Origin of the sequence: Luteibacter pinisoli, from assembly GCF_006385595.1 — a bacterium.
GTDB lineage: Bacteria > Pseudomonadota > Gammaproteobacteria > Xanthomonadales > Rhodanobacteraceae > Luteibacter > Luteibacter pinisoli.
This window is the reverse complement of record NZ_CP041046.1, coordinates 3,182,741-3,207,127: the sequence shown is the minus strand read 5'-3', so window position 1 is coordinate 3,207,127 and position 24,387 is coordinate 3,182,741. Positions and strand designations below refer to the sequence as shown.

Annotated in this window: 24 protein-coding genes; 9 read left to right on the top strand and 15 right to left on the bottom strand. The window is 67.7% G+C overall.

Translation table 11 applies throughout. The annotated features are described in order from the left end of the window. Positions 1-2: 2 nt before the first annotated feature. Positions 3-344, top strand: coding sequence for a YkgJ family cysteine cluster protein (locus tag FIV34_RS14620; RefSeq protein WP_139983977.1), 342 nt, complete (start codon positions 3-5; stop codon positions 342-344). Between the two features lie 41 nt (positions 345-385). Here FIV34_RS14620 and FIV34_RS14615 read toward each other — a convergent pair whose 3' ends face one another. Together FIV34_RS14615 and FIV34_RS14610 are read right to left on the bottom strand one after the other, a co-directional pair. After that, positions 386-2,293, bottom strand: a complete 1,908-nt coding sequence (locus FIV34_RS14615) for a S8 family serine peptidase (protein ID WP_139983975.1) — start codon at positions 2,291-2,293, stop codon at positions 386-388. A 32-nt stretch (positions 2,294-2,325) separates the two neighbouring features. After that, positions 2,326-4,467 (bottom strand): YadA family autotransporter adhesin, encoded by a 2,142-nt coding sequence (locus tag FIV34_RS14610; RefSeq protein ID WP_170207633.1) that lies wholly within the window; start codon positions 4,465-4,467, stop codon positions 2,326-2,328. 277 nt (positions 4,468-4,744) lie between these two features. Here FIV34_RS14610 and FIV34_RS14605 point away from each other — a divergent pair, with 277 nt between their 5' ends. Further along, positions 4,745-6,142, top strand: a complete 1,398-nt coding sequence (locus FIV34_RS14605; RefSeq protein ID WP_211352639.1) for a sensor histidine kinase — start codon at positions 4,745-4,747, stop codon at positions 6,140-6,142. Here FIV34_RS14605 and FIV34_RS14600 read toward each other — a convergent pair. Together FIV34_RS14600 and FIV34_RS14595 are read right to left on the bottom strand one after the other, a co-directional pair. Further along, the gene (locus FIV34_RS14600; RefSeq protein ID WP_139983968.1) at positions 6,116-6,835 is read right to left on the bottom strand and encodes a response regulator transcription factor; all 720 of its coding nucleotides are present in this window, start codon (positions 6,833-6,835) and stop codon (positions 6,116-6,118) included. The two genes, FIV34_RS14605 and FIV34_RS14600, sit on opposite strands and share 27 nt — an antisense overlap. 709 nt (positions 6,836-7,544) lie before the next feature. Then, positions 7,545-9,422, bottom strand: coding sequence for a DEAD/DEAH box helicase (locus FIV34_RS14595; protein WP_139983966.1), 1,878 nt, complete (start codon positions 9,420-9,422; stop codon positions 7,545-7,547). 147 nt (positions 9,423-9,569) lie between these two features. Between FIV34_RS14595 and fghA the strand changes: the two genes are divergently transcribed. Together fghA and rimJ are read left to right on the top strand one after the other, a co-directional pair. Then, the gene (fghA, locus tag FIV34_RS14590; RefSeq protein WP_139983964.1) at positions 9,570-10,418 is read left to right on the top strand and encodes an S-formylglutathione hydrolase; all 849 of its coding nucleotides are present in this window, start codon (positions 9,570-9,572) and stop codon (positions 10,416-10,418) included. Continuing rightward, the gene (gene rimJ / locus FIV34_RS14585) at positions 10,415-10,969 is read left to right on the top strand and encodes a ribosomal protein S5-alanine N-acetyltransferase (protein WP_139983962.1); all 555 of its coding nucleotides are present in this window, start codon (positions 10,415-10,417) and stop codon (positions 10,967-10,969) included. The genes fghA and rimJ overlap by 4 nt, the downstream gene beginning before the upstream one ends. Here rimJ and FIV34_RS14580 read toward each other — a convergent pair. From FIV34_RS14580 to FIV34_RS14560, 5 genes are all read right to left on the bottom strand, one after another. Then, the gene (locus FIV34_RS14580; protein ID WP_139983960.1) at positions 10,953-11,393 is read right to left on the bottom strand and encodes a hypothetical protein; all 441 of its coding nucleotides are present in this window, start codon (positions 11,391-11,393) and stop codon (positions 10,953-10,955) included. The genes rimJ and FIV34_RS14580 overlap by 17 nt on opposite strands. Positions 11,394-11,482: 89 nt before the next feature. Next, positions 11,483-12,868 (bottom strand): DEAD/DEAH box helicase, encoded by a 1,386-nt coding sequence (locus FIV34_RS14575; protein WP_139983958.1) that lies wholly within the window; start codon positions 12,866-12,868, stop codon positions 11,483-11,485. 241 nt (positions 12,869-13,109) lie between these two features. Further along, positions 13,110-13,424 (bottom strand): EF-hand domain-containing protein, encoded by a 315-nt coding sequence (locus FIV34_RS14570; RefSeq protein ID WP_139983956.1) that lies wholly within the window; start codon positions 13,422-13,424, stop codon positions 13,110-13,112. A 46-nt stretch (positions 13,425-13,470) separates the two neighbouring features. Next, positions 13,471-14,136, bottom strand: a complete 666-nt coding sequence (locus tag FIV34_RS14565; protein ID WP_139983954.1) for a methyltransferase — start codon at positions 14,134-14,136, stop codon at positions 13,471-13,473. Positions 14,137-14,193: 57 nt separating this feature from the next. Continuing rightward, complete coding sequence (locus tag FIV34_RS14560) at positions 14,194-14,574, bottom strand: EF-hand domain-containing protein (RefSeq protein ID WP_139983952.1); 381 nt, start codon at positions 14,572-14,574, stop codon at positions 14,194-14,196. A gap of 124 nt (positions 14,575-14,698) precedes the next feature. On the opposite strand from FIV34_RS14560, the gene FIV34_RS14555 reads away from it, so the two are divergent. Both FIV34_RS14555 and FIV34_RS14550 read left to right on the top strand, forming a co-directional pair. Beyond that, the gene (locus tag FIV34_RS14555) at positions 14,699-15,934 is read left to right on the top strand and encodes an MFS transporter (RefSeq protein ID WP_139983950.1); all 1,236 of its coding nucleotides are present in this window, start codon (positions 14,699-14,701) and stop codon (positions 15,932-15,934) included. 53 nt (positions 15,935-15,987) lie between these two features. After that, on the top strand, positions 15,988-16,476 hold the full coding sequence (locus tag FIV34_RS14550) for an FKBP-type peptidyl-prolyl cis-trans isomerase (RefSeq protein ID WP_139983948.1): 489 nt from the start codon (positions 15,988-15,990) through the stop codon (positions 16,474-16,476). An 80-nt stretch (positions 16,477-16,556) separates the two neighbouring features. Here the strand turns inward: FIV34_RS14550 and FIV34_RS14545 are convergent, their stop codons facing one another. From FIV34_RS14545 to FIV34_RS14530, 4 genes are all read right to left on the bottom strand, one after another. Beyond that, entirely contained in the window at positions 16,557-16,964 is a 408-nt protein-coding gene (locus FIV34_RS14545; RefSeq protein WP_139983946.1) for a DUF6326 family protein, read from the bottom strand. Continuing rightward, positions 16,964-17,638 carry a DUF4386 domain-containing protein gene (locus tag FIV34_RS14540; RefSeq protein ID WP_139983944.1) on the bottom strand — a complete coding sequence of 225 codons (675 nt, stop codon included), beginning with the start codon at positions 17,636-17,638 and terminating at the stop codon, positions 16,964-16,966. Before FIV34_RS14540 ends, FIV34_RS14545 begins: the two co-directional genes overlap by 1 nt. Positions 17,639-17,741: 103 nt before the next feature. Next, complete coding sequence (locus FIV34_RS14535) at positions 17,742-18,194, bottom strand: organic hydroperoxide resistance protein (protein WP_139983942.1); 453 nt, start codon at positions 18,192-18,194, stop codon at positions 17,742-17,744. Positions 18,195-18,322: 128 nt separating this feature from the next. Beyond that, positions 18,323-18,895, bottom strand: a complete 573-nt coding sequence (locus FIV34_RS14530; RefSeq protein ID WP_139983940.1) for a C40 family peptidase — start codon at positions 18,893-18,895, stop codon at positions 18,323-18,325. Positions 18,896-19,027: 132 nt separating this feature from the next. On the opposite strand from FIV34_RS14530, the gene FIV34_RS14525 reads away from it, so the two are divergent. The 3 genes from FIV34_RS14525 (at position 19,028) to hutG (ending at position 22,528) form a co-directional block, all read left to right on the top strand. Continuing rightward, positions 19,028-20,287 carry an NAD(P)/FAD-dependent oxidoreductase gene (locus tag FIV34_RS14525; RefSeq protein WP_139983938.1) on the top strand — a complete coding sequence of 420 codons (1,260 nt, stop codon included), beginning with the start codon at positions 19,028-19,030 and terminating at the stop codon, positions 20,285-20,287. 77 nt (positions 20,288-20,364) lie between these two features. Further along, the gene (gorA, locus tag FIV34_RS14520; RefSeq protein WP_139983936.1) at positions 20,365-21,726 is read left to right on the top strand and encodes a glutathione-disulfide reductase; all 1,362 of its coding nucleotides are present in this window, start codon (positions 20,365-20,367) and stop codon (positions 21,724-21,726) included. A gap of 16 nt (positions 21,727-21,742) precedes the next feature. Further along, positions 21,743-22,528, top strand: coding sequence for an N-formylglutamate deformylase (hutG, locus tag FIV34_RS14515; protein WP_139983934.1), 786 nt, complete (start codon positions 21,743-21,745; stop codon positions 22,526-22,528). Here the strand turns inward: hutG and FIV34_RS14510 are convergent. Then, positions 22,523-22,948 carry a RidA family protein gene (locus FIV34_RS14510; RefSeq protein ID WP_246058630.1) on the bottom strand — a complete coding sequence of 142 codons (426 nt, stop codon included), beginning with the start codon at positions 22,946-22,948 and terminating at the stop codon, positions 22,523-22,525. The two genes, hutG and FIV34_RS14510, sit on opposite strands and share 6 nt — an antisense overlap. Beyond that, entirely contained in the window at positions 22,932-24,383 is a 1,452-nt protein-coding gene (locus FIV34_RS14505; RefSeq protein ID WP_139983930.1) for an aldehyde dehydrogenase, read from the bottom strand. The genes FIV34_RS14510 and FIV34_RS14505 overlap by 17 nt, the downstream gene beginning before the upstream one ends. Positions 24,384-24,387 lie beyond the last annotated feature (4 nt).

Here is a 24,387-nt window from a genome sequence, read left to right as displayed (position 1 = left end):
GTATGACACACCCTTGCCTGCGCTGCGGCGCATGCTGCGCGACGTTCCGCGTCGCCTTTCACTGGCTGGAAACCGATGTGGCCGGCGGGATCACGCCGGCCGCGTTGACCGAACACCTGGATCCACACCGGGTGAACATGCACGGCACGAACGCTTACCAGCCGCGCTGTAAGTCGCTGGTGGGTGAGGTGGGCGTGGCCGCGCATTGCGGCGTGTATGAGGTTCGCCCGTCGCCGTGCCATGAACTGAAGCCTGCGTGGGAAGACGGCACGCCCAGCCCGCAGTGCGACAAGGCGCGGGTGAAGCATGGGATGCAGCCGCTGACACCGGCGGACTTCGCCTGACATGAAGCCGGGCCCTTCGAACAGGCCCGGCTTCGCTTCCATCACGGCGCGATAAAGCCGCCCAACACGGTGAGGTTGGCGAAATCCTGCACGCTCACCACGCGCACGTACCAGGTGCCCGCCGTGGGCACGGCCTGGACGACGGTTTCGCTATTGCCCGGCTTCACCGAACGGAAGTCGGCATCGCTGCCATCCGCGGCAGGTACCGCGCCGCGCTTCACGAACAGGCTGACATCCCCCGTGCCGCCGTAGCTGCGCAGGCTGAGGCCACGCGCACCCGCCGGGACATCGATCGCAAACAGCAGGCTGTCGCCGGCATAGCCGACGAGGCCCGGCACGGCCGTGCCGTTGATCAGCTGCTCGGCGGTGACGGTGCCGGTGGCCGGATCCATCGCCTTCACCACGGCGGCGTAGGCGTCGAGGATGCCGCCGCCGATCGGCTGGTCGGGCTTGCCCGGGAAAGCGCGGGCGGTGCTGACGAGGACGCTGCGCACCTGCTGCGGTTTCAGCGCGGGAAGGGCGAGGGCCTGGCGCGCGGAGGCGATGAGCGCCACCGTGCCGGCGACGTGCGGCGTGGCCTGCGAGGTGCCGGCCATGCCGATGTAGCCTTCGCCCTCGGGCTCATGCGCACCCAGGTTGCCGGCCGACCACACCACGCCGGCGTACACCTGCTGGCCGTAGGAGGCATCGTCGGCAAACACGCCGCCACCCGGTGCCGCGATGCTCACGCCACTGCCGTAATTCGAGTAGAACGCCCGCTTGCCAGAGATGCCGTTCGCGCCCACGGCGATGACACCCGGGCAGCTGGCCGGCGTGACGTTGGCGACGGGCTGGTTTTCATTGCCCGCCGCGACCACGACGGTGACGCCACGCGACAGCGCGCCCGCGATGGCCTGCCCCGTGACATCGGTGGCGGCACATGCGCCCTGTCCGCCGAGGCTCATGCTGATGACCTGCACGGGCGTGGCATTGTCGGGCACGCCATCCACGTGGCCGCCGGAGGCCCAGGTGATGCCGTCGGCGATATCGGAGGTATAGCCGCCGCAGTGGCCCAGCACGCGAACCGGAAGGACGCGTGCGTTGTGTGCCACGCCGGCCGTGCCGATGCCGTTGTTGGTCAGCTCGGCGATCGTGCCGGACACATGCGTGCCGTGCCAGCTGCTGTCTTCCGCCGCGGAGGGGTCGACGCAGCCGGTCGACGGGTCGGTGTACTTCGCGTCCGTCGTCCAGTCCCCCAGGTCCCAGCCGCCCGACACTCGGCCGTCCGTGCTGCGACCGGAAACGAACGCATCGGTGATGAAGTCGTAGCCGAGGTCGGCGAGGCTCAGGTCGAGGTCGGAGTGGTGGGTGATGCCGGTATCGAGCACGGCAACCGTCACGCCCTGGCCATCGGCCAGGTTCCACGCGCGGGCCACGTTGGCCCCGCCGAGGTTGGCATAGGCCGTGGTGTCGTTGCCGATGGTTTCATATGTGCCATCGCCATCGCGCATGTCCCACTGCCAGGTGGCGAACTTCGGATCGTTCGGTATCACCGGGTCGTCGACGAAGGGATGCATCAGGACGTCCGGCTCGACGCGCAGCACGGCCGGGTTGGCGGCGAGCTGGTTCATCAGCGTGGTCGCCTCGCTGGCGCTGAGCTTGCGCGAGACGCGGACGAGATCCGCGCCGATGCCGAGCTTGCGCTGGTAAGTCGTGGCCAGCGCGGCGCCACGCGTCTTGCCGTTGAGGCCGGCACGCGTCACCGCTGACGCGACGCCGTTCACGGCGGCCGTGGCGTTGCTGCGCTCCGCGCTGCCCGCACGGTAGGTGATGATGAAGCGATCCGCGCGCGTGTCCGCTTTCAGCGTGGTCGCGTTGACCTTCGCCGAGAGGGCATCCGCGGCGTGGGCCGCGGGCAGGGCGAGGAGCAGCGCGGCAGCAAGGGCCGCGCGGGAGAAACGGGTGGTCATGCGTAGGTTCCTCGAAGGAAGGGATGCGTGGATCACCAGCCGAAGCTGACGCCGACGGTGCCGCTGGATTCACCGCCACCGGCCAGTGAGCCGCCGACGAGCAGGCTGCTGGTGTCGGACAGACGCGTGGTGTAGCCGACGGCGACAGCACCCTGGCCGTGGTATCCACCGACAGCGGCGCTCACGCGGTTCGGTGTCCCGGCGGCGCCAGCGATGGCACCGGCCATGCCCGCCATCGCCGTGCCCATGGCGCCGACACGATCCAGTCGCGTGTTCACCGCATGGAACTGGTCGTTGACCTGGCTGCGGTAGGCGTCGAAGTCCGTGCGCGACACGGCATTCGCGAGCTTCGCGTCGGCATAGGCCTTGGCGTCACCCAGCGTCTTCACGTCGCCCGCGTCGGCGTAGTTCTGTGCCGTGACCACGGCGTCGTGCAGCTGGCCCACGTTCGCGGCATCGGTATCCGCCGTGCCCGCGGCCACGTTGGTCACCTGGCGCTCGTTGCCGGCGCTGCCGACGGAAACGGTATTCGCGCGGTTGGCGACGGAACCGTCGCCCAGGGCGACGCTGTTGGCGGCGCCGACATGCGCACCGTTGCCCACGGCCGTGTCGTTGCTATCGGTCGCCACGCTCCCTGAGCCAATCGCGAGACCGTTGCCGCTGCCCGTCGTGACGTTGCCGACGGCCATGCCTTCCACGCGGTTGGACAAGCCGGTGAGTGCACCATCGAGCGCACCGAACGCGTCGGCAACGGTACCGTAGTTACTGCCCTGCACCTGGAACACCGGCGCGACGAAGCCGGATGGGCCGAAGCCGGCGCCGCCGCCGAGCACCGCGGCCATGGCACCACCCATGTCGCCGCTGCCGGCGATGACGGCATCGAGCTGGGCCTTGTTCACCGCGTCGGTGGCTTCGGTGCCTGCCGCGACGTTGGTGATCTGCCGTGAAATAGCGTCGTGCACCGTGCCGGCGGAGTCGGTCCACGCGGCGGAAGCACCCACGGACACGGCATCTGCGCGGTCCGCATACGAGCCGCTGCCGAGCGCGACGCTGTTGGTGGCGTCCTTGGTCGACCACGCGTTGGAGCCCAGCACCGTGGTGTTGGTGGCCTGCGCGTAGCTGTTGTAGCCGAGTACGCTGGCGCCGTCTTCCGTCGCCCACGCTTCGGAACCGATGGCGGTGGTGTACATGCCCGTGGTGACGCTGCTCGTATCCGTGCCGGCCAGCGAGTTCATGCCAAAGGCGCTGGCATTGACACCGCCACCATAGGCGCTCGCGCCCACCGCCGTGCTGTGATCGCCGTACGCGCTCGCGCCACCACCGAAGAAACCACCGACGCTGCCGACGGCGACGCCACCCTGGCCGGCGGCGCTGGATTCCGCGCCGACCGCGACGGCGTAGCCGCCCGTCGCCGATGCGCTCGCGCCCACGGCGGTGCTTTCCCATGCCTTGGCGTAGGAACCGGTGCCGACGGCGGTGGCCTGCCAGGCGCCCGCGAGGGAGAAGCCGCCGAGCGCCACCGAGAAGGGGCCGTCGGTCTGCGCCGCGCTGCCTACGGCGGTGCTGAGGGCACCGTTCGCCGTGGCGTTGGCACCCACCGCCACGCCGTTCGAGGCGTTGCTGACGGCGTTGATGCCGACGGCGGTGGCTCCACCGTTCGCCATGCTGCCCGCGCCCACGGCGGTGCCGCTCTGGTCGGCCCAGGCCAGGTCGCCCACCGCGACGGCCTCATCGCCCACGGCCTGGGCATTCACGCCGTAGGCCGTACTATTCGCGCCCTGGGCGAGGGCGGCGTAACCGGTGGCCGTGCTGTAGGTGCCCACCGCGCCCGCGCCATTGCCGAGCGCCGTGGCGCCGTCAGCCAGCGCGAAGCTGCTGCCACCGAAGGCGCTGGCGTATTCACCCATGGCGTACGCCTGGTCACCCGCCGCCGTGGCTTGCGTGCCATAGGCGCCGCTGTTGGTACCCACCGCGATCGCGCCGTCACCGTCGCTGTCGCCGGTATCCACGTCGGCGGCCAGGGCCTGCATCCAGGGCACCGGCGTCAGGTAAGCCGTGGTGGCGCTCGCGGCATGCGGCGTGGCCGCGAGGGCCAGGAGGACGGCGGCGCTGAGGCCGCGGCGGGCAATAACCATCCGCTGGAGCGCGTGGCTCCAGTTCTTGCTGTGGCTCATGTTTAAACACTCCCCGATGGTGGAACGGCGCGGCCGGGCGGCACCTGGCCCGCGCAAGCGTGTGTTTCCCCAGCCACGGCCCCTGCCCGGGTGCGGCGCATTTGGACGTCCATCTGTCCGGTCGATGATGTCGACCCGCCAAGGATTCGCCTTGCGTGGGGTGGAAGTCACGCACGGTTGCTTGCGCGTCCTTGCGAAAGTTGCGTAATCTTTCGAAAGCTCACGGGGGAGGGATGGCCCACGTGCGTGGCATATCAACGCGCCCGGGGAGATCCGCGTGGTGAAGCGGTTGTGGTTGAAAATTCGGGCCTGGCTCGAAGGGGTTCCCGTTGCCGATCCGGTGGAGCGTCGCAACGCGCCCCTGGTCCAGGCCATCCTGCTGGCGATGGGCGTGCTGATGCCGCTCAACAAGATCGTGCATCTGTATTTCGCGTCGTTCCGCGCGAGTCTCTCGGCGCCGGGTCTTGTCGCCGACATGATCACCGACGTGGTGATGACGGCAGCGGCATGGGCAGGCTTGATCCTCATCCGGCGCGGCCAGTTTCGTCGCGGCGTGATTCTCTATCTCGGCGTGATGCTTGGTTGCGCAGCCTTCGCGTACGCCAGCATCGGCCTCGAGCGCCTCTCCAACGATCCGTTCCCGCTGCTGATGCTTGGCATGGGCGGCCTGATGCTCGGCCGTCGTTCGCTGTGGACGATCTATGCCGCCTTGATGGGCGTGTTCTGCCTCGGCACGCTGGGCGATGTCCTCCAGCAATGGCCGCACGGCGCGATCGACTGGCAGGTGGGGCGCAAGGTATCGATGGCGATGAGTTACGCCGTGGTCGCCATCGTCCTTGACCGCACCATCGCCGCGCTGCGCGACAGCCTCGCCGAATCCAACGCGCGCGGTGCGGAACTCGCCCGCAGCAATACCTTGTTGCAGGCCGAAATGGCCGAGCGGGAACGCGCGCAGTCGCAGCTTGTGCACGCGCAGAAGATGGAAGCCGCGGGGCACCTTGCGTCAGGCGTGGCGCACGATTTCGACAACGTGCTGAACGTGGTGCTCGGCTACGCAAAACGCCGCGAGCGCGATGCGGACAAGGGCACCGATGCCTTGCTCGCGTCGATGGAAGGCGTCGAGGTTGCCGCGCGGCGCGCGCTGTCGATCAGCCGGAAACTGCTGGATTTCTCGGGAAAACGCGTGATCCAGTGCGAGCACTTCGACGCCGGCGACGCGCTGCGCGATGTCGCGCCGATGCTTCGGCAGATCTTCGACGGCACGGTGCGCGTGCGCATCGACGCCCAGGGATGCCCCGCCACGGTAGCCATGGACCGTGCGCAGTTCGAACTGATGCTGTTGAACGTGGCAGCCAATGCGCGCGATGCCATGCCCACCGGTGGCGCGTTCGACGTGGTGCTGCGCTGCCGTGGTGACGAGGTCGAGCTGTGCATGGTCGACGACGGTTGCGGCATGGCAACGGACGTACGCGACCGCGCGTTCGATCCCTTCTTCACCACCAAGCCCGCTGGCCGTGGCACCGGCCTTGGGCTTGCGACGCTGCGCGACACCGTCGTCGCCGCGGGTGGTTCGGTGTGGGTCGACAGCGCGCCCGGCAACGGCACGCGCATCGGCGTGCGTTTGCCGATGGTGTCAGGACAGCCCCAATCAGGCGTTAGCGAAAAGGTAGCCTGACCCGCGCGAGGTCAGCAGGGGCAGGGTGCCCGCCCCGGCATCCGTCGCCTTCCGGCGCAGGCGATGCACCAGCATGTCCAGCCGATGCGGATCAAACGCATAGACGTCCGTGCACAACGCAGCGATCAGCGTCTCCCGGCTCACCGGCTGACCCTGCGCATCCACTAGCGTCTGCACCAGGGCCCGCTCCGGTGCCGTCAATGCCAGCACCGTCCCGTTCGGCGCCATCAGGCACCAGCCCTCCGCATCCAGCCGCCAGTTGATCGCCGCCGCCTCGGCAGGCACCGGCCCCTGTCGCAGGCGGCGGCCCAGCGCGTGCAGCGTGCCCGCCAGGATATCGACGTCCACCGGCTTGGCCAGGAAGGCATCCGCACCCAGCTGAAGCGCATCCAGGTGGTTACGGCGCGCATTGGAGCCGGTGAGCATCACGATGCCCATGTCGCCCATCTGGCGTAGGTGCCGGGCGACGGTGAGCCCGTCTTCGTCCGGCAGCCCGATGTCGAGGACGGCGATGTCGAAGGCATGGTGGATCATCCCCCGGTACAGCTCGGCGGCACTGCCGGCCGTGAACACATCAAAGCCAAAATCCCTGAGCCCGGCGGCAATCACCTCTTCACGGAGCGTGGCGTCGTCTTCAAGCACGGCGATCCGCCGGCCAGGAGTCGCCTGTGGCGCGCGATGGGTTGCGTTCATAGGGGCGCTCCACGGTTCATATGCCCATGAACATAGCAAAAGCTGGCGTTCGTGGGTGTCGCGGCGGGGCGGGGGCGGCAAGGCCCCTGGGGCCGTCGGACGCAATCCTTGCGGAGCGGGCCGTAGTTCCCGTATCGCGAAACGCGAATGCTTGGCGGCCCTCTGCTTACGTCGGCCCCAGGGGCCTTGCCGCCCCCGCAACCACCCATCCAGCGGATTGCCGCACAAGCCACCGCAGCACTGTAGGGGCGCACCTTGTGCGTTTACGCCCTTCAGGGTGCGACATCTTTCGCACAAACGCCACAGGGCCCGAGCTCTGGTGGTGGCTTTCCTTCACGGCCCCTCAGTGCTGAAGAGAGCCCTCGGTGCCCACCCTCGAGGCGAGTTTAGTGTCGCGAGGGGGCTGGAAGGATCAGGCCCGCAGGGGGTGGGCCATGGATGGCCCGCCGTTTTCGCCACGACAGGGAATGACGTGTCGAAAACCCCCGCCCAGCCACCGGTTCGCGGCCGTAGGCCAATAGATAAACCAGCCGCGTAGCGGCTCTCCTTTTCGAACGCAGAGCGTTGTCTGAGCAGCGAGGGTGGGCACCGAGGGCTCTCCCACGGCTCCGTCGCCAGAGCGAGGCGGCGTCAGCCGCACAAGACATGCATTCGCTTCAGCGAATGAACCGCAAAAAAAACCCGGCGCGATGGCCGGGTTTTTCGTCGATCAGAACTCGCGCTTGCGGCGCGGCGGCTTGCCGCCACCGGGGCCACCCGAACCACCCGGACGACCACCCTGCGGGCGGAAGTTACCGCGCGGACGCGACGCACCCGGGCCGGGGCCCGAACCGCTCTGCGGCTTCTCCGTGCCATCCCACTCGCTGATCTTCAGCTGCTGCTGGGCCACCCACACCTTCTTCAGGTGCACGAAGGTCTCAGCCGGCATGCCGTCCGGCAGGTCGATCAGGCTGTAGTCGTCACGGATGCTCACCCGGCCGATGAACTTGGCTTCCACGCCACCCTCGTTCGCAATGGCGCCCACGATGTTGCCCGGCTTCACGCCGTGCTCGTGGCCCACTTCGATGCGATAGGTGCGCTTGCCCGCTTCCGTCGCGTGCGGACGCGGCTGGCGCATGCCCTCGCGTACCGGGCGACGATCGTTGAAATCGCCACCCTCGCGCGGGCCGCGGTCGCGGTCGAAGTCGCGCTGCGGGCGCTCGCGATCGAACTCACGCGGCGGACGCTCGGTGTACTCACGCTTGGCCGGCGGCTCAAGCAGCAGCGGCTGGTCGCCCTGGGCGATCTTGGCCAGTGCAGCGGCAATCTCGATCGCCGGCACGTTCTGCTCCTGCTCGAACTTCTCCACCAGCTGCTGGAACAGGCCCAGGTCGCCGGAGGCCAGCGTATCGGTGATGCGCTGGTTGAACTTGTTCACGCGCGTGTCGTTCACCGCCTCGATGGTCGGCAGCTGCATCTGCTCGATCGGCTGGCGCGTCGCGCGCTCGATCTGGCGGAGCAGGTTCTTCTCGCGCGGGGTGACGAACAGGATCGCCTCGCCGTTGCGGCCCGCGCGGCCGGTGCGGCCGATGCGGTGCACGTACGACTCGGTGTCGTGCGGGATGTCGTAGTTCAGCACGTGGCTGATGCGCTCCACGTCGAGGCCGCGGGCGGCCACGTCGGTGGCGATCAGGATGTCGAGCTTGCCGTTCTTCAGCTGCTCGATCACGCGCTCACGCTGGGCCTGCGCCATGTCGCCGTTGATGGCGGCGGCGGCGAAGCCACGTGCCTGCAGCTTGCTGGCCAGTTCTTCGGTGGCCGACTTGGTGCGCGCGAACACGATCATCGCATCGAAGCTTTCGGCTTCGAGGATGCGGGTGAGGGCATCGAGCTTGTGCACGCCGCTGACCCACCAGTAACGCTGGCGGATGTTCGCCGCGGTGGTGGTCTTGTTCTTGATCGTGATCTCGACCGGGTCTTTCAGGTACGTCTGGGCGATGCGGCGGATCGGCGCCGGCATGGTGGCCGAGAACAGCGCGACCTGGCGGCCTTCCGGCGTGGCCTGCAGCAGCTTCTCGACGTCGTCGATGAAGCCCATGCGCAGCATTTCGTCGGCTTCGTCGAGCACCACGAACTTCAGGGCGGAGAGATCGAGCGTGCCCTTGTCCAGGTGGTCGATGATGCGGCCGGGGGTACCGACCACGATCTGCGCGCCGCGCTTCAGGCCCTGCAGCTGCGGACCGTAGCTCTGGCCGCCGTAGATCGGCAGCACCTGGAAGCCCGGGAGGTACGTGGCGTACTTCTGGAAGGCTTCAGCCACCTGGATGGCCAGCTCACGGGTGGGTGCAAGCACCAGCGCCTGCGGCTTGCCGGGGCGCACGTCGATGCGCGACAGGACCGGCAGCGCGAACGCCGCGGTCTTGCCGGTGCCGGTCTGGGCCTGGCCAATCACGTCGCGGCCTTCGAGCAGCGGCGGGATGGTGGCGGCCTGGATGGGCGAAGGGGTCTCGTAGCCTACGTCGATCAGGGCGCGGACGACTTTTTCGTCGAGCGCGAGCGCGCTGAAACCGGGCAGGGCCGGAGCGTTATCAGTATCGGGGGATGTCATGGCAGCCTCGGGGAGGGGCGCGACGGCGCAAGTTGGCGCCGGGCAGTAACAGTATTGTAGCAGCGATCAGCAGCTTACGTCGTGGGTCGTGGCTGTTTGTCACGTCGGCGTTACACTCCTTAGTCAGCTTCCAGAGGGATAACGGGCATGTCGGCGATCGAGACAGTATCGGAGCAGCGCTGCTTCGGCGGTACCCAGGGCTTTTATACCCACGTATCGGAGGCTTGCGGCGGCCCGATGAAATTTGCCGTTTACCTGCCTCCTGCCGCGGAAAACGGCCCCGTACCGGTGCTCTGGTACCTGGCGGGCCTGACCTGCACGGCGGAAACCTTCACCATCAAGGCCGGGGCCCAGCGCGTGGCCTCGGAGCTTGGCCTGGCCCTGGTCATGCCCGATACCAGCCCGCGGGATACCGGCATCGCCGGCGCCACGGGTGACTGGGAGTTCGGCGAGGGCGCCGGATTCTACCTCGATGCCACGGAAGCGCCGTGGGACCAGCGCTTCCGCATGTACAGCTATGTCGTGGACGAGCTGCCCCGTCTTGTACAGGAACGCTTCCCATTCGACATGGGGCGGCAGGGCATCTGCGGCCACTCGATGGGTGGCCACGGTGCGCTGACGCTGGCGCTGCGCAACCCGGGCCGTTACCGCTCGCTGTCGGCCTTCGCGCCCATCGTCGCGCCGACCAACGTGCCGTGGGGCCAGAAGGCCTTTCCGCGTTACCTCGGCGACGACAAGAAGGCATGGCGCAAGCACGATGCCACGGCGCTCGTCGCCGATGGCGCGCGCTTCAACGGCAGCATCCTCATCGACCAGGGCGAGGCCGACAACTTCCTGGTGAACCAACTGCAGCCGCAGCGCTTCGAAACCGCCTGCGAAGACGCGGGGCAGGCCCTCGAGCTGCGCATGCATCCGGGTTACGACCACAGCTATTACTTCATCCAGTCCTTCATCGAAGACCACCTCCGCCACCACGCGAAAGCCCTTGCCGCATGAGTGAACCGGTACGGATGCGCACGCCGCGCCTGCTCATCCGCCTCCTGGATAGCGAGGAGGCGGAGCTGCTGTTGCGCTACCGCCTGGATAACCGCGACCACCTGCGCCCGTGGGAGCCGCTGCGCAACACCACGCACTACACGCTGGAAGGCTGCCGGCAGACCATCGAAGCCGGGCTCGAAGCCTCCCGCTCCGATCGCGGTTTCCCGTTCGTGATGCTGACGCCGGACGCGAGCGAAGTGGTGGGGACCTTCACCTTCGCCAACGTGGTGCGTGGCGTGTTCCAGGCCTGCCACCTCGGTTACGGCATTGGCCGCCGGCACGAAGGGCAGGGCCTGATGTTCGAAGCCTTGGACGCCGCCGTGCGCTATGCGTTTGGACCGCTGGACTTCCATCGGGTGATGGCGAACTACATGCCGCGCAACGATCGCAGTGGCCGCCTTCTCGAACGACTGGGCTTCGAGAAAGAAGGGTATGCGAAGCGCTACCTGAAGATCGACGGCCTGTGGGAAGACCACGTGCTCACGGCGAAGATCAGATCGCAGGGCTGAACGGCGTGCGGCCGCGTTTCGGCGGGTTATTGGCGTCCGCAGCGAACAGCGTGGCCCACGTGGCGCGCTCTTCCCACGCCAGCCAGAGATAGATGCCGAGCACGAGCACGTGCGGGCCAAAGGCCTCGCCTTCCGTGACGAAGTGGTAACCGAAGATCACGACGACAGGCGCGGCCAGCAGGAGCAGGGCCAGCGCGGCCATGCGGTGGGCGATAAGCGCCACGCCCGCGTAGGTGAACAGCACGCCGAGCAGCGGCATGATGAAACCGCTGCCATCCAGGCCGGCGATGAGCGCGCGGCCCGCCGCGGTGTGCGGCGCGGGCGGCTGCCAGAACGCAAAGATATGGTTGAGGCCGGAGAAAACGAAAAACGCACCGAAAACGGTGCGCAGGACGTGGGACGTGTAGCGATGGAAACGGGTCATGCGGGGTGGTACCTACATCAGTGAGCCTGCCAGGCCCCGCATGATCCCGTGTGCCGGATGGGCGCACCACTGCCCATCCGGCTAGGCCATCAGGCCTTGTTGGTGGCCGGGCCGCGACGCTGGCGGCGGCGCTTGTGGTTACCCGTGTTCTCACCGGTGCCGGCGGCCGAATGGCCGTGCGGGCGGTGCGAACGACCTTCACCACCGGAACGCGGGCCCTGGCCGCCACCGGCGGAGCGCTGGCCACCCTGGCCCTGGCGCTGGCCGCCACCGCCCTGCCCACCGGCCGAGCGCTGCTGCTGCTTCGGGCGCGGCGCACCGGCATCCAGGCGCAGCGGGGTGGTCGGCTCGAAGCCGGCCACGTTCACCAGCTCGAGGTCCGACTTCAGCAGGCGGCGGATGTCGCGCAGCAGGCCGGATTCGTCATGGCTCACCAGCGACACGGCCTGGCCTTCGGCGCCCGCGCGGCCGGTACGGCCGATACGGTGCACGTAGTCTTCCGCCACCATCGGCAGGTCGAAGTTGATCACGACCGGCAGCTGGTCGATATCGATGCCGCGAGCCGCGATATCGGTGGCGACGAGCACGGTGGTGCGGTTGGTCTTGAAGTCCGACAGCGCGCGCGTACGGGCGTTCTGGCTCTTGTTGCCGTGGATGGCGGCCGCGCGGATGCCGGCGCCTTCCAGGTAACGGACGAGCTTGTCGGCACCGTGCTTGGTGCGGCTGAACACCAGCGTCTGCCGGCGGCTGTCTTCGGCGAGCAGGTGCAGCAACAGGTCGCGCTTCTTCGCCGCGTCCACCGGGTGCACGCGGTGCGTCACGGTGTTGGCCACGGTGTTGGCCGGCGCCGTCGACACTTCACGCGGCTCACGCATGAACTGCTGGGCAAGTGCCTTGATTTCCGGGGCGAACGTGGCCGAGAACAGCAGCGTCTGGCGCTTCTGCGGCACGGCCGAGAGGATGCGCTTGAGTGCCGGCAGGAAGCCCATGTCGAGCATGCGGTCGGCTTCGTCGAGCACCAGCACTTCGACCTTCGAGAGGTCGACCGAGCGCTGCATCATGTGGTCGATGAGGCGGCCCGGGGTGGCGACCACGACTTCGACGCCGCGACGCAGGGCGTGCAGCTGGTTACCCATGCCGACGCCGCCGAAGATCACCGTGCTGCTGACGCGCACGTGCTTGGCGTAGTCGGTGAGGTTGTCCTGCACCTGCGCGGCGAGCTCGCGGGTCGGGGTGAGGATCAGCACGCGGACGGGGCGACGGCCTTCCATCATCGGCGTGTTCACCAGGCGGTGCAGCACGGGGAGCAGGAAGGCGGCGGTCTTGCCCGTACCCGTCTGCGCGGCGGCCATCAGGTCGCGGCCGGCGAGGACTTCGGGGATGGCTGCGGCCTGGATCGGGGTCGGCTTCTCGTAGCCGGCTTCTTTAAGCGCGCGCAGCAACGCGGGCGCAAGGCCCAGCGAATCAAAGGACATTTGGGGTGACTCCTGTGTGCCCGAGCGTTCCCTGGAACCGCGCTGCGGACGATGAATTCGGCGGCCGCGCGTGCCAAGAAGGGCTACGGGCTGGCCGGTGTCGTGCGCGCTGTTCGGGGGTGGGGGAGAGGCGGGGTCCTGGCTTCAGGACCCGCGCCCGAGCTCCGCAAGGGAGTCGATAGCGACGGCACGACTCGCCGATTCTAGCACGTTTTGCGGCGCAACATGCGCCGCGGGCAAATCAGCGGCTTTTGGCCATGTAAGCCCGGTATTCCTGCTCGTCCACGTGGCCGTCGCCGTTCACGTCGGCCTCCTTGAAGTGCAGGCGCAGGCTGGCCAGGGTCTTGTCGTCCTTGGGGACATCGCTGCGGTCGAGGTAACCGGGGTGCTTCTTCACGATATCGACGAAGGCCGGGGCGTCGGTGCCGCGCAGTTCCGGGCTGTTGGTCTGGGCGCGGGCCGGTGGCGCCCAGCTCGCGCCGGTGTGCTGGGCAAACGCGCTACCGGCAAACAGCACGCCGGCGGCGGACAGAACGATAAAGCGCGTGCACTTCATGTGGTTCTCCCCTGTGGTGGTTACCTGCCGCGGCAGTTATACCGCCTCACGCGGCCTGGCGCGAGGCGGTCATCAGCCAGCTGTTATAGGGGGTGCGGCCGAACAGGGGGCGGAAGCGGACGTGGATGCCGCGGGGTTCGAGCACCCGGCGGATGTCACCTTCGGTGGGGAAGTACTGGGCGCCGGCCGGGATCCAGCCAATGGCCTTGATGAACTTCTCCTCAAGCACCGTGGCCCGAAAACGCCAGGAGCCGTCGCGGATGACGCTGCGCAGGATCAGCACGCCATCGTCGGCCAGGTGGTCCACGGCGTGGGCGAGCAGCTCGGACTGGCGGTCCTCGGGGAGGTAATGCAGCACGTCGAGCAGGGCGACATGCCCACGCACGCCCGGCGGCGCGGTGGCGTCGGATTCGCGCAAGGTCAGCGCCGAGGCCAGGCCGGCGCGTTCGGCGGCCTCGCGGGCCATGGCGATCTTGCGTGGGTCGTTGTCGAGGCCGACGTAGCCATCCAGCGCGTTGCATGCGTGCAGGTAATGGCCGAGCAGCCCCAGGCCACAGCCGATGTCGAGCAGCGGAAGGTGCGTGCCTGCGATGGCATGCACGCAGGCCGCATACACCGGATCGGTGGCCAGCTTGCCGTGGATGTAGATGCGGTCGCCGCGCCCGCTGAAGCGGGAGGCAATGCGTTTCCGCACGTGTCGGTCGGGAATCATCGGGTGGTCACCATCCGTGGAGGGGCGGGGCAACGAGCATGCCCCGCCACCGGCGTATCAGTCACTGCTCTTCGCGGCGCCCTTGCTGACGTAGGCGTTGTACTCGGAGGCGTCGACGCGGCCGTTGTGGTCCTGGTCCGCTTCGTTGAAATGCGCGCGAAGCGGCTTCAGCTCCTCGTTGTCTTTCGGCACGTCGCTGCGCTGGATGTAGCCCTTGCCCGCCTTGTCCAGCTCGGAGAACGCGGGGGCGCCCGTAGGCGTGCCCGCGGCCTCGCCGGAGGCGCCAGGCGTTGAGGTGTGCGCGCTCTGGCCACTGGACTCGACTTGCGGGTGCGCCGCCGGATGGGCGGCGGGCTGCGACGCAGACTGGGCAAACGCGGTGCCCGCGGCGAGCGTGCCGGCAAGGGCGAGTGAAACGATCAAGCGTGGGTACGGCATGGCGTCCTCCGTTGTCGTGATGGCACGAACCAGTGTAACGGCGCGGTGTCGTCGGCTCGTGAGCCACATGTTGCGGTTTCGCCCTGTGCTAGCCTCTGCCGCGACCTGTCTTGAGGAATTTCTGATGCCGTTACCCGCCGCGCTGCGCGAACTGAATCACACCCAGCGGCACACGGTCATCGCCAGCTTCCTCGGCTGGACCCTCGACGCCTTCGACTACTTCCTCCTCACCTTCGTGATCCTCGCCGTCGCGCACGAGTTCAACGTGCCGAAGACGGAGGTCACCTATGGCCTGTTCCTGACGCTGGCGGCGCGGCCGATCGGCGCGCTCATCTTCGGCCGGCTCGCCGACCGCTACGGGCGCAGGCCGGTACTGATGTTCGACATCGTGCTGTTCTCGGTACTCGAGGTGGCGTGCGCATTCGCGCCAAGCCTGGCCATCCTGCTGGGCCTGCGTTTCCTGTTTGGCGTGGCCATGGGCGGCGAGTGGGGTATTGGCGCATCGCTGGCGATGGAGTCCATCCCGGCCAAATCGCGCGGCTTCGTCTCCGGGCTGCTGCAAAGCGGCTACCCCTGCGGTTTCTTCCTGGCGGCGCTGGCAAACTGGCTGCTGGTGGATCACATCGGCTGGCGCGGCCTATTTATCGTCGGCGCCCTGCCGGCGCTGCTGGTGCTGTACATCCGCCGCAAGGTGCCGGAATCGCCGGTGTGGGAGCAGCGCAAGGCGCAGCCGCGCGAAGGCCTGCTGGCCTCGATGCGCGGGCACTGGAAGCTCTTCATCTACCTGATGCTGCTGATGGCCGCGTTCAACATGTTCAGCCACGGCTCGCAGGACATGTACCCGACCTTCGTGCAGGAGACGCTGAAGATCCCGGCGGGCTCGGCGACCGCCTTCATGCTGACCGCGTTGCTGAACCTCGGTGCCCTGGCCGGTGGCCTCACCTTTGGCTCGCTGTCGGAGCGGATCGGCCGCCGCAAGGCCATCATCATCGCGGCGCTGCTCGCCATCCCGGTGATTCCGCTGTGGATGTACGGCGGCTCGCTGCTCTTCCTGGGCATCGGCGCGTTCTTCATCCAGGTGATGGTCCAGGGCGCCTGGGGCGTGGTGCCCACCCATCTCAACGAACTCTCGCCGGATGCCGTCCGCGGCACCCTGCCGGGCTTTGCCTACCAGATGGGCAACCTGCTCGCGGCCATCACGGCCACGGCGCAGACCTGGCTGGCCGACCAGCGCGGGGGCGATTTTGCCTTCGCCATGTCGGCCTGGATCGCCGCGGTGGCCGTGCTCCTGGCCGTCCTCACCTGGCTGGGGCCCGAGGCCCGGGGCCGGGGCTTTGGGCGGGACCGCGAGGCGGCGTGACGGCAGGGCCCGCGCCAGCTAAAATGTGACGTTTTCATCCGGTAGAAACCATCATGCAGGCTGGCAAGGGCAAGGTCATCTCGTTCCATTACACCCTCAGCGTCGACGGCCAGAAGGTCGAATCGTCGCTCGAAGGCGGCGACCCGTTGTGGATCCTGCTCGGCCACGGCCAGCTGATCCCGGGCATGGAAGCGGGCCTGGAAGGCAAGTCGGCCGGTGACAAGTTCGACCTGGAAATCACCCCGGACCAGGGTTACGGCGAGCGTCGCGAGGGTGCGACCCAGCGCGTGCCGAAGAAGTACTTCCCGAACCAGGGCAAGGGCCTGAAGGCCGGCGATACCACCGTGCTCAGCCTGAAGGAAGGCGGCAACCAGGCCGTGGTCGTGCAGAAGGTCGGTTCCAGCGTGGTCGACATCGACACCAACCACCCGATGGCCGGCAAGACCCTGACCTTCAACATCGACGTGCAGTCGGTGCGCGATGCGTCGGAAGAAGAGATCTCCCACGGCCACGCCCATCCGAACGGCGACGGCGCGCACTGATCCTTCAGTGACGTGGAAACAAAAAAGGCCGCGAGTGATCGCGGCCTTTTTTATGGGCTTATCGATGTGGTCTTGCATTTTCAGCCGACCTTCGGCCACCGCCAGGCGGTCACCACCGTGGCCAGGCTTAGCGCCACTTCAATCACGCCCAGTGTGAGATAGAAGGTGGGGGCGCCAGGCATCGTGAGCACCATGATCGCCGCATAGGCCAGGCCCAGCACCACGTTCGCCCATTTGCTGGCCGCCGCCGGCAAGGCCATCGAGCCGAACACCATCAACGCCGGCACGGCCATCATCAGGCTTACGCCGACAAGGACGCCAGCTGTCGTCGGCCCGAGCGGACCGAAGCTGCCATCCATCATCTCCTGCAGTTTGCCCTTGCCGTAAAGGCCGAAGTAGTCGCCGTACACGTAGCAGAACATCAGCGACGTCCACAGCCCTGCAAGGCGCAGGCGAACCGGAACCTTTATGTCTTGAAGCGCGGCCATTACGCGATCTCCTTGCTGCGGAAGCCGGGGCGTGCGCCGAAGGCGAGCAGCCAGAAGGCGAAGACGATCTCGCCGAACTGGATGGGGGCGCAGACCGAAGAAAGAGTGGGTGCGATGGACGGCCATCCGAACCCGACCACGCACTGCGCGATGTAGGCGAAGCCGTTGATAAGCAGCCATGCGCCGAGAAGCCGGGGCAGGAAGCCGGCGTGCCACACCAGCATCGCCAGCGGCAGCAGCCAGAGTCCCCAGAACAGCTCGGCGGCGACGACCATGCGGCCATGCAAGGCCAGGAAGAGTTCGCTGAGTCCGAAGCGCTGGGCTTCCGTAAAGGCATCCAGGAACGGCGCGCCACGGGCAAGGAGGATGGCGGCGGCATCGTTGCCGACGTTCACGACATACAGGGCGGCGGGAAGGATGCCGCCAAGGATTACCAGCGTATTCGCCATGTCGCGATGCACGCCGATCAGCAGGCGGCGCAGGGCGAAGGTCAGGAACAGCATCGCCACGCCCGACAGGAGGTCGGTGAGGATGCCGATGCGGAAGAGCAACAGGTGGTCGAGTACGTCCTGGGCCGACCCGTCGGGAACGACGACAAGCCGCACGGGGGCGGCGAGGATCACGTTCAGAAACCAAAGCCCGGCGATGCGGGCCTGCTTGCCCAACGGTGTCATGCCCCATCCCCGTACGGTGGCGATGGCGCACTGTGCACGTCGGCGGCGGACATTCCCTGTGCCGGAAGAGGGGGGCGGCGAGGCGCCCCCCTCCGGTCAGACCTTACGCAACAGCCTTGCCGTTGACGGTGATCTCGACATCGATATTGCCGCGGGTAGCGTGCGAGTACGGGCAGACCTGCTCGTGGGCGGTCTTCACGATGTCATGCGCGGTCGCGTCGTCGACGCCCGGCAGGGACACCTCGAGCTTGGCATTGATGGCGAAGCCGGAGCCTTCACGCGGGCCGATGCCCACCGAGCTCTTCACCGAGGCGCCGTCGACCTTGACCTTCTTCTGGCCGGCGACGAAGCGCACCGCGCCTTCAAAGCAGGCGGCGTAGCCGATCGCGAAGAGCTGTTCCGGGTTCGTGCCACCACCGTTGCCGCCCATTTCCTTCGGCAGGCGGAGGTCCACCTTGACCTGGCCATCGCTGGTTTCGCCATGACCTTCGCGGCCACCGGCGACTTCGGCGTGGGCGGTGTAGAGGACCTTTTCGATTTTCGACACGTTGCTCATGGGGGCTTTCCTTTCTGCTGAGAGGGGAGGAAGCGCCGGGGTCATCCCGGGCCGTGGAGCTAGTAGAGCACGCAATTAAATAGCGCGCAATCTAATTCATCGACGAACGCGATCATGTTGCCATCCATTCAGTTTAGGACGCGTCGACCGTAGACGAAATTTTCCTTCCAGTACGCCCCGTCGAGCTCGTCCAGGCGAACGGTGCCGCCGGAGTTGGGCGCATGGACGAAGCGGCCTTTGCCGACATAGACGCCGACATGGCTGACATGGCCACGGCCGAAGAACACGAGGTCGCCACTGGCCAGGTCGGACTCGCTGATCCGCGGCTTATCGAGCGCTGCCATCTCCGTGGAGGTGCGCGGGAGGCGCAGGCCGGTGGAGGTCAGGTAGATGTAGTTGACCAGGCCGCTGCAATCGAAACCGCCGGCCGGCGTATTGCCACCCCAGCGGTACGGGGTGCCGACCAGGCCGATGGCGCGGAACAGCACATCGTTGGCCGCATCGGCCGGCGGCGCCGCGGCGGGCTTGGTCGACCAGTTGAGGTTCTTCGCCAGCGGCACGGCGGATGCCGGGTTATTGCGCTGGGACGAGGAGGGGCGGCGCGGACTGCTCCCACAGGCCGCCAGCAGGGCCAGCACGGCGGCCAGCGCCACGATGCCAGTGGCACGAAGCGGGCGATGAGGCGAAGCGGTGTGGTGCATCGGGCGTTTCCCCTGTCAGGAGCGGCACAGGGAGGTTATCAAATCAATAGGTTGCGTGGAATACCTCGAACCTGCTCGAATTTATCGCCCGGACAGCCGTTCCGCCGCGTTTTGCCCGGTTAGAATGGCCGGATGGAACGATCCCGAAGTGACGTGCTGATCATGGGCGGGGGCGTGATCGGGCTGTCCTGTGCGCTCTATCTGTTGAAAGCGGGCGCCAGCGTGCGGGTCCTGGAGCAGGACACGCCGGGCAGCGGTAGCTCGCATGGCAACTGCGGCACCATCACCCCCAGCCACGCCGGCCCGCTGACCATGCCGGGCATGGTGGGCACCGCCCTGCGCTCGATGCTGCGCAAGGACGCCCCGCTTTACGTGAACCCCCGGCCGGACCCGGAACGGGCCCGCTGGCTGCTGGGCTTCGCCCGCCACTGCACCTGGCGCGACTACCAGCTTGCGGGCGAGGCGCGCGGCGCGATCCTGGCCCGTTCCCGCTCACTGATTGGCGAACTGGTTGCCAGCGACGAGCTGGACTGCGAATTCGAGGACGTCGGCGAGCTGTACGTCTATCGCGACGAGCGCACCCTGCAACGCGACCGTCCCCATGTGGAACTGCTGCATCGGCTGGGCATGGAGGTTCGCGTCCTGCTCGGCGACGACGTGCTGGCGCTCGAGCCGGCGCTGCGCGAAGGCGTCGTTGGCGGCTTGCTGCATCCCGGTGACGCACGCCTGCGTCCTGACCGCTACGTGGCCGAGCTGGCGCGCCGCGTGCGTGAGCTGGGCGGCGCCATCGAAACCGGCGCGCGCGTCGACTCGTTCGTGACCGACGGCGCGCGCATCACCCACGTGCGCACCACCGGCGGCGTCTTCAGCGGCGAACGCGTGGTGATGGCGCTCGGCGCCTGGTCGCCGCTGGTCAGCAAGCTGCTCGACATCCGCCTGCCGATGCAGCCGGGCAAGGGTTATTCGCTCACCTGGACGCAGCCGCCGGTGAATGCGCCGACGCACTCGCTGGTCTTGCGCGAGGCCGCCGTCTGCGTCACGCCATGGACCTCCGGTTATCGCCTTGGCAGCACCATGGAATTCTCCGGCTTTGCCGAAGGGCTGAACGATGTGCGCCTGCAGGCGCTGCGTCGCGGCGCGGCGGCGTACCTGCACGAGCCCGAAGGGCAGGGCGAGGTCACGCCGTGGTGGGGCTGGCGGCCGATGAGCGTGGACGAACTGCCGATCATCGGGCCCAGTGCCCGCTGGTCCAACCTGGTGTACGCCACGGCGCATGGCATGCTCGGCATCAGCATGTCGGCGGCGACGGGCGAACTTGTCGCCAGCCTGCTTGCCGGCCCCGCGCCGACGCTCGACGCGGCGCCGTACACACCCGCGCGCTTCGCCCTCTAGCCGCGCGACGTATTCACACGCACGGGCGTGGCGACTTTGCTACGGTGTCGCCACCCTTGTTCTTGCTGGAGCTGCGCATGTCCGATGAAGCCTTCGACCTGATCGTCATCGGTGGAGGCTCTGGCGGCCTGGCATCGGCGATCCGCGCGGCGAAGCACGGCGCGCGCGTGGTCCTGATCGAACCCAGCGACCTTGGTGGCCTCTGCGTCAACCACGGCTGCGTGCCGAAGAAGGCCATGTGGTACGCGGCGCAGATGGCGGAAGCCCAGTACATCGCCCACGACTATGGCTTCACCGACAAACCCGGCAGCCTCAACTGGCCCGCGTTCATCGATCGTCGGAATGCGTACATCGAGCGCATCCACGGCAGCTACCAGCAGCAGCTGGACAAGGTGAACGTGACGCTCGTCCACGAGACGGCTCGCTTCCTCGAGCCGCACCGCATCGCCGCGGGCGACCGCGTGCTGACGGCGCCGCACGTGGTCATCGCGACCGGCTCGGCGCCGAACCGGCTGGACAAGCCCGGCTTCGACCTGGGGGTGTCGTCCGATGGTTTCTTCGACCTGCGCGAATGCCCGAAACGCACGGCCATCGTCGGTGGCGGCTACGTGGCCGTGGAACTGGCTGGCGTCCTGCGCGCGCTGGGCAGCGAGGTGGACATGTACGTGCGCGATCGCCTCATGGGTGGCTTCGATGAAGAGATGGCCTACCAGCTCGGCGACGAGATGAAGAAGCACGGCATCACGATCAACTACGCATGCCAGATCGAAGCCGCGCACAAGGAAGGCGATCTGATCCGCCTGGATTGCGACAAGGGCCTGACGCCCGGTCCCTACGACATCCTGATCTGGGCGGTGGGCCGGCACGGCAACACGGCGTCGCTCGGCCTGGATTCCATCGGCCTGGGCACCAATGCCGAGGGGCAGATCGAGGTCGACGATTACCAGGAAACCGGCGTGCCGGGCGTGTATGCGGTGGGCGACGTGACACAGCGCCTGGCGCTGACGCCGGTGGCGGTCAATGCGGGCCGCAAGCTGGCCGATCGCCTGTTTGGAAAGAAGCCCGGCGCGAAGATGGACTACCACAACATCCCCAGCGTGGTGTTCTCGCACCCGCCGCTCGGGACCATCGGCATGAGCGAACGGGAGGCGCGCGATGCCTATGGCGACGACGTGCACCTGTACAAGCAGACCTTCGTGCCCATGCAGCTGGCGCTGGCGCACCGGCCCATGTTCGTGCGTTTCAAACTGATCTGCGTGGGCGAGGATTCGCGGATCGTCGGCATGCAGATGCTGGGGCCGGGCGTGGACGAGATCCTGCAGGGCTTCGCGGTGGCCATCAAGATGGGCGCCACGAAGGGTCATTTCGACGACACCATGGCCATCCACCCGACCTCCGCCGAGGAAATGGTGACCATGGGCGATCGCGTCCCCGGTTGAGCGTTACACTTCCCCCATGACCCCGTATAGCCTGCATCGCGGCACCGCGCCGCTCCTGATCAGCCTGCCGCACAACGGCAGCGTCATCCCCGATGAGATCGCCGCACGCATGAAGCGGCCGGCACGCCGCTCGCCCGATACGGACTGGCACGTGGGCGAGCTCTACGACTTTGCCAAGGGCATGGGCGCCAGCATCATCCGGCCCGTGGTCTCGCGCTACGTCGTCGACCTGAACCGCCCCTCGGACGGCCACGCGCTGTACCCGGGCAAGAAGGAAACCGGGCTGGTCCCGACCATCATGTTCGACGGCCACGACATCTACCGTGGCGGCGCGGAGCCGGACGGCGCGGAAGTGCTCGACCGGGTAAAGCACTGGTGGAAGCCCTACCACCGCGCCCTGGCGGAAGAGCTGGCGCGGCTGAAGGCGCAGCACGGCCATGCGGTGCTGTGGGACGGCCATTCCATCCGCAGCCACGTGCCCATGCTCTTCGAGGGCAAGCTGCCGGATTTCAACCTGGGCACCGCGGACGGCGTCAGCTGTTCCACCGAGTTGCAGGCGAAGGTGGCTGCCATCCTGGCATCGCAGAGCGACTACTCGTTCGCGGTGAACGGCCGCTTCAAGGGCGGTTACATCACGCGGAACTACGGCCGCCCGGAAGACGGCATCGACGCCATCCAGCTCGAGCTGTCGCAGATTACCTACATGGACGAAGACAGCTTCGAGTACCTGCCCAAGCACGCCGCGCGCGTGCAGGTGCTGATCAGCGACATGCTCAACGCCTGCCTCACCGCGCGCTCATGAAAGCTGCGCGGTGCACTTGAGTTCAATGGCGATCGGCGTGGGCAGCGCGGTGATGCCGACCGTCGTCCGGCAGGCGTCCACGCCAGCGAAGGCTTCGGCGTAAAGCCGGTTGTACGTGGCAAAATCGCGGGCCATGTCGGTGAGGAAGACGGTGACGTCCACCAGGTCTTCCCAGTGCGCGCCGCTGGCTTCAAGCACGGCGCGCACGTTGGCGAAAACCTGCCGGCACTGCGCCTCGATGTCGTAGGCGACGAGCGCGCCATCCGGCCCCATCACGTTGCCCGGCACGCTGTTCGTACCCGGCGTGCGCGGGCCGACGCCCGACAGGAACAGCAGGTTGCCCACGCGACGCGCATGGGGATAGGCACCCACCGGCGCGGGTGCGCTGTCGGTGCGGACGATGTCAGAGTCCGTGGTCAATGCAGACATTCCTGGCTTCGGTGAAGAAACGCATGGCGTCGACGCCGCCTTCGCGGCCCACGCCCGATTGCTTGCTGCCGCCGAACGGCGTGCGCAGGTCGCGCAGCATCCAGCAGTTGATCCAGACGATGCCGAAATCCAGCTTCGCAGCCATGCGGTGGGCGCGCGAGATGTCGCGCGTCCACAGCGAGGCGGCCAGGCCGTAGGGCGTGCCGTTGGCGATCGCCAGGGCTTCGTCCTCGGTATCGAACGGGATAAGCGTCACCACCGGGCCGAAGATCTCTTCCTGGTTGGTGGCGGCGTCGAACGGCAGGCCCTCGATGACGGTGGGCGCGACGAACCAGCCGGCTGCACAGCGGCCGTCGACCTGTACCTGCTCGCCGCCGACGAGCACCTTGCCGCCTTCGGTGCGGGCGCGGTCGATGCAGCCCATCACCTTGTCGAAGTGCGCCTTCGACACCAGTGCGCCTAAATCGCTGGAGGCGTCCTCGGGGTCGCCCACGCGCAGGGCGCGCACGCGTTCAAGGTAGGCCTCGCGGAAGCGTTCGTAGATGCCTCGCTGCACGAGCAGGCGCGAGCCGCACAGGCAGATCTCGCCCTGGTTGGCGAAGCCCGAGCGGACGATGGTGGCCATCGTGCGGTCGTTGAACTCAAAGTCGTCGAACACGATGGCGGGATTCTTGCCGCCGAGCTCCAGCGAGACTTTCTTCAGCCGCGGCGCGGCGGCCGAGGCGATGGCCACGCCGGTGCGCGTGCTGCCGGTGAACGAAATGGCCTTCACCGCGTCATGGGTCACGATGGCCTCGCCCACCGCGGGCCCGGTGCCGTGGACGATGTTGAAGATGCCGTCCGGGAAGCCCGCCTCGCGGACCAGCGTGCCGAGCAGCCACGCCGTATGCGGGGTGATTTCCGAAGGCTTTGCCACCACGGCGTTCCCTGCGGCGAGGGCCGGGGCCACCTTCCACGTGAACAGGTACAGCGGCAGGTTCCACGGACTGATGCAGCCCACCACGCCGAGCGGCAGGCGCAGGGTGTAATTGATGGCCCCGTGTTCCATGGCATGCGATTCGCCCGCGAACTGCGTGGCTGCGCCAGCGAAGAAGCGCAGGTTGGCGATCGCGCGCGGGATGTCGAGCGAGCGCGCCAGGGCCAGCGGTTTGCCGCTGTCGCGCGATTCCGCCGCGGCAAACTCTTCCAGCCGCGCTTCGATCAGGTCGGCCAGCCGGTGCAGGCAGCGGGCGCGCGCGTCGGCCGTGAACGTGGACCAGCGGAGCAGGGCGCGTGAGGCGGCATCCACGGCATCGGCGACGTCGTCCGCGCCCGAATCCGGGCAGCGCGCGTAAGGCTGGCCCACGGCTGGATCGATCACATCGAGATAGCGGCCACCGCGCGGCGCGCGTGGCTCGCCATCAATCAGGTTGCTCAGCGTCAGCATGGGT

What these genes read in the sequence shown, in the direction of transcription:
- FIV34_RS14620 (WP_139983977.1), top strand. Translation starts at nt 3, where the DNA reads ATGACACACCCTTGCCTGCGCTGCGGCGCATGCTGCGCGACGTTCCGC.
- FIV34_RS14615 (WP_139983975.1), bottom strand. Translation starts at nt 2,293, where the DNA reads ATGACCACCCGTTTCTCCCGCGCGGCCCTTGCTGCCGCGCTGCTCCTC.
- FIV34_RS14610 (WP_170207633.1), bottom strand. Translation starts at nt 4,467, where the DNA reads ATGAGCCACAGCAAGAACTGGAGCCACGCGCTCCAGCGGATGGTTATT.
- FIV34_RS14600 (WP_139983968.1), bottom strand. Translation starts at nt 6,835, where the DNA reads ATGAACGCAACCCATCGCGCGCCACAGGCGACTCCTGGCCGGCGGATC.
- FIV34_RS14595 (WP_139983966.1), bottom strand. Translation starts at nt 9,422, where the DNA reads ATGACATCCCCCGATACTGATAACGCTCCGGCCCTGCCCGGTTTCAGC.
- fghA (WP_139983964.1), top strand. Translation starts at nt 9,570, where the DNA reads ATGTCGGCGATCGAGACAGTATCGGAGCAGCGCTGCTTCGGCGGTACC.
- rimJ (WP_139983962.1), top strand. Translation starts at nt 10,415, where the DNA reads ATGAGTGAACCGGTACGGATGCGCACGCCGCGCCTGCTCATCCGCCTC.
- FIV34_RS14580 (WP_139983960.1), bottom strand. Translation starts at nt 11,393, where the DNA reads ATGACCCGTTTCCATCGCTACACGTCCCACGTCCTGCGCACCGTTTTC.
- FIV34_RS14575 (WP_139983958.1), bottom strand. Translation starts at nt 12,868, where the DNA reads ATGTCCTTTGATTCGCTGGGCCTTGCGCCCGCGTTGCTGCGCGCGCTT.
- FIV34_RS14570 (WP_139983956.1), bottom strand. Translation starts at nt 13,424, where the DNA reads ATGAAGTGCACGCGCTTTATCGTTCTGTCCGCCGCCGGCGTGCTGTTT.
- FIV34_RS14565 (WP_139983954.1), bottom strand. Translation starts at nt 14,136, where the DNA reads ATGATTCCCGACCGACACGTGCGGAAACGCATTGCCTCCCGCTTCAGC.
- FIV34_RS14560 (WP_139983952.1), bottom strand. Translation starts at nt 14,574, where the DNA reads ATGCCGTACCCACGCTTGATCGTTTCACTCGCCCTTGCCGGCACGCTC.
- FIV34_RS14555 (WP_139983950.1), top strand. Translation starts at nt 14,699, where the DNA reads ATGCCGTTACCCGCCGCGCTGCGCGAACTGAATCACACCCAGCGGCAC.
- FIV34_RS14550 (WP_139983948.1), top strand. Translation starts at nt 15,988, where the DNA reads ATGCAGGCTGGCAAGGGCAAGGTCATCTCGTTCCATTACACCCTCAGC.
- FIV34_RS14545 (WP_139983946.1), bottom strand. Translation starts at nt 16,964, where the DNA reads ATGGCCGCGCTTCAAGACATAAAGGTTCCGGTTCGCCTGCGCCTTGCA.
- FIV34_RS14540 (WP_139983944.1), bottom strand. Translation starts at nt 17,638, where the DNA reads ATGACACCGTTGGGCAAGCAGGCCCGCATCGCCGGGCTTTGGTTTCTG.
- FIV34_RS14535 (WP_139983942.1), bottom strand. Translation starts at nt 18,194, where the DNA reads ATGAGCAACGTGTCGAAAATCGAAAAGGTCCTCTACACCGCCCACGCC.
- FIV34_RS14530 (WP_139983940.1), bottom strand. Translation starts at nt 18,895, where the DNA reads ATGCACCACACCGCTTCGCCTCATCGCCCGCTTCGTGCCACTGGCATC.
- FIV34_RS14525 (WP_139983938.1), top strand. Translation starts at nt 19,028, where the DNA reads ATGGAACGATCCCGAAGTGACGTGCTGATCATGGGCGGGGGCGTGATC.
- gorA (WP_139983936.1), top strand. Translation starts at nt 20,365, where the DNA reads ATGTCCGATGAAGCCTTCGACCTGATCGTCATCGGTGGAGGCTCTGGC.
- hutG (WP_139983934.1), top strand. Translation starts at nt 21,743, where the DNA reads ATGACCCCGTATAGCCTGCATCGCGGCACCGCGCCGCTCCTGATCAGC.
- FIV34_RS14505 (WP_139983930.1), bottom strand. Translation starts at nt 24,383, where the DNA reads ATGCTGACGCTGAGCAACCTGATTGATGGCGAGCCACGCGCGCCGCGC.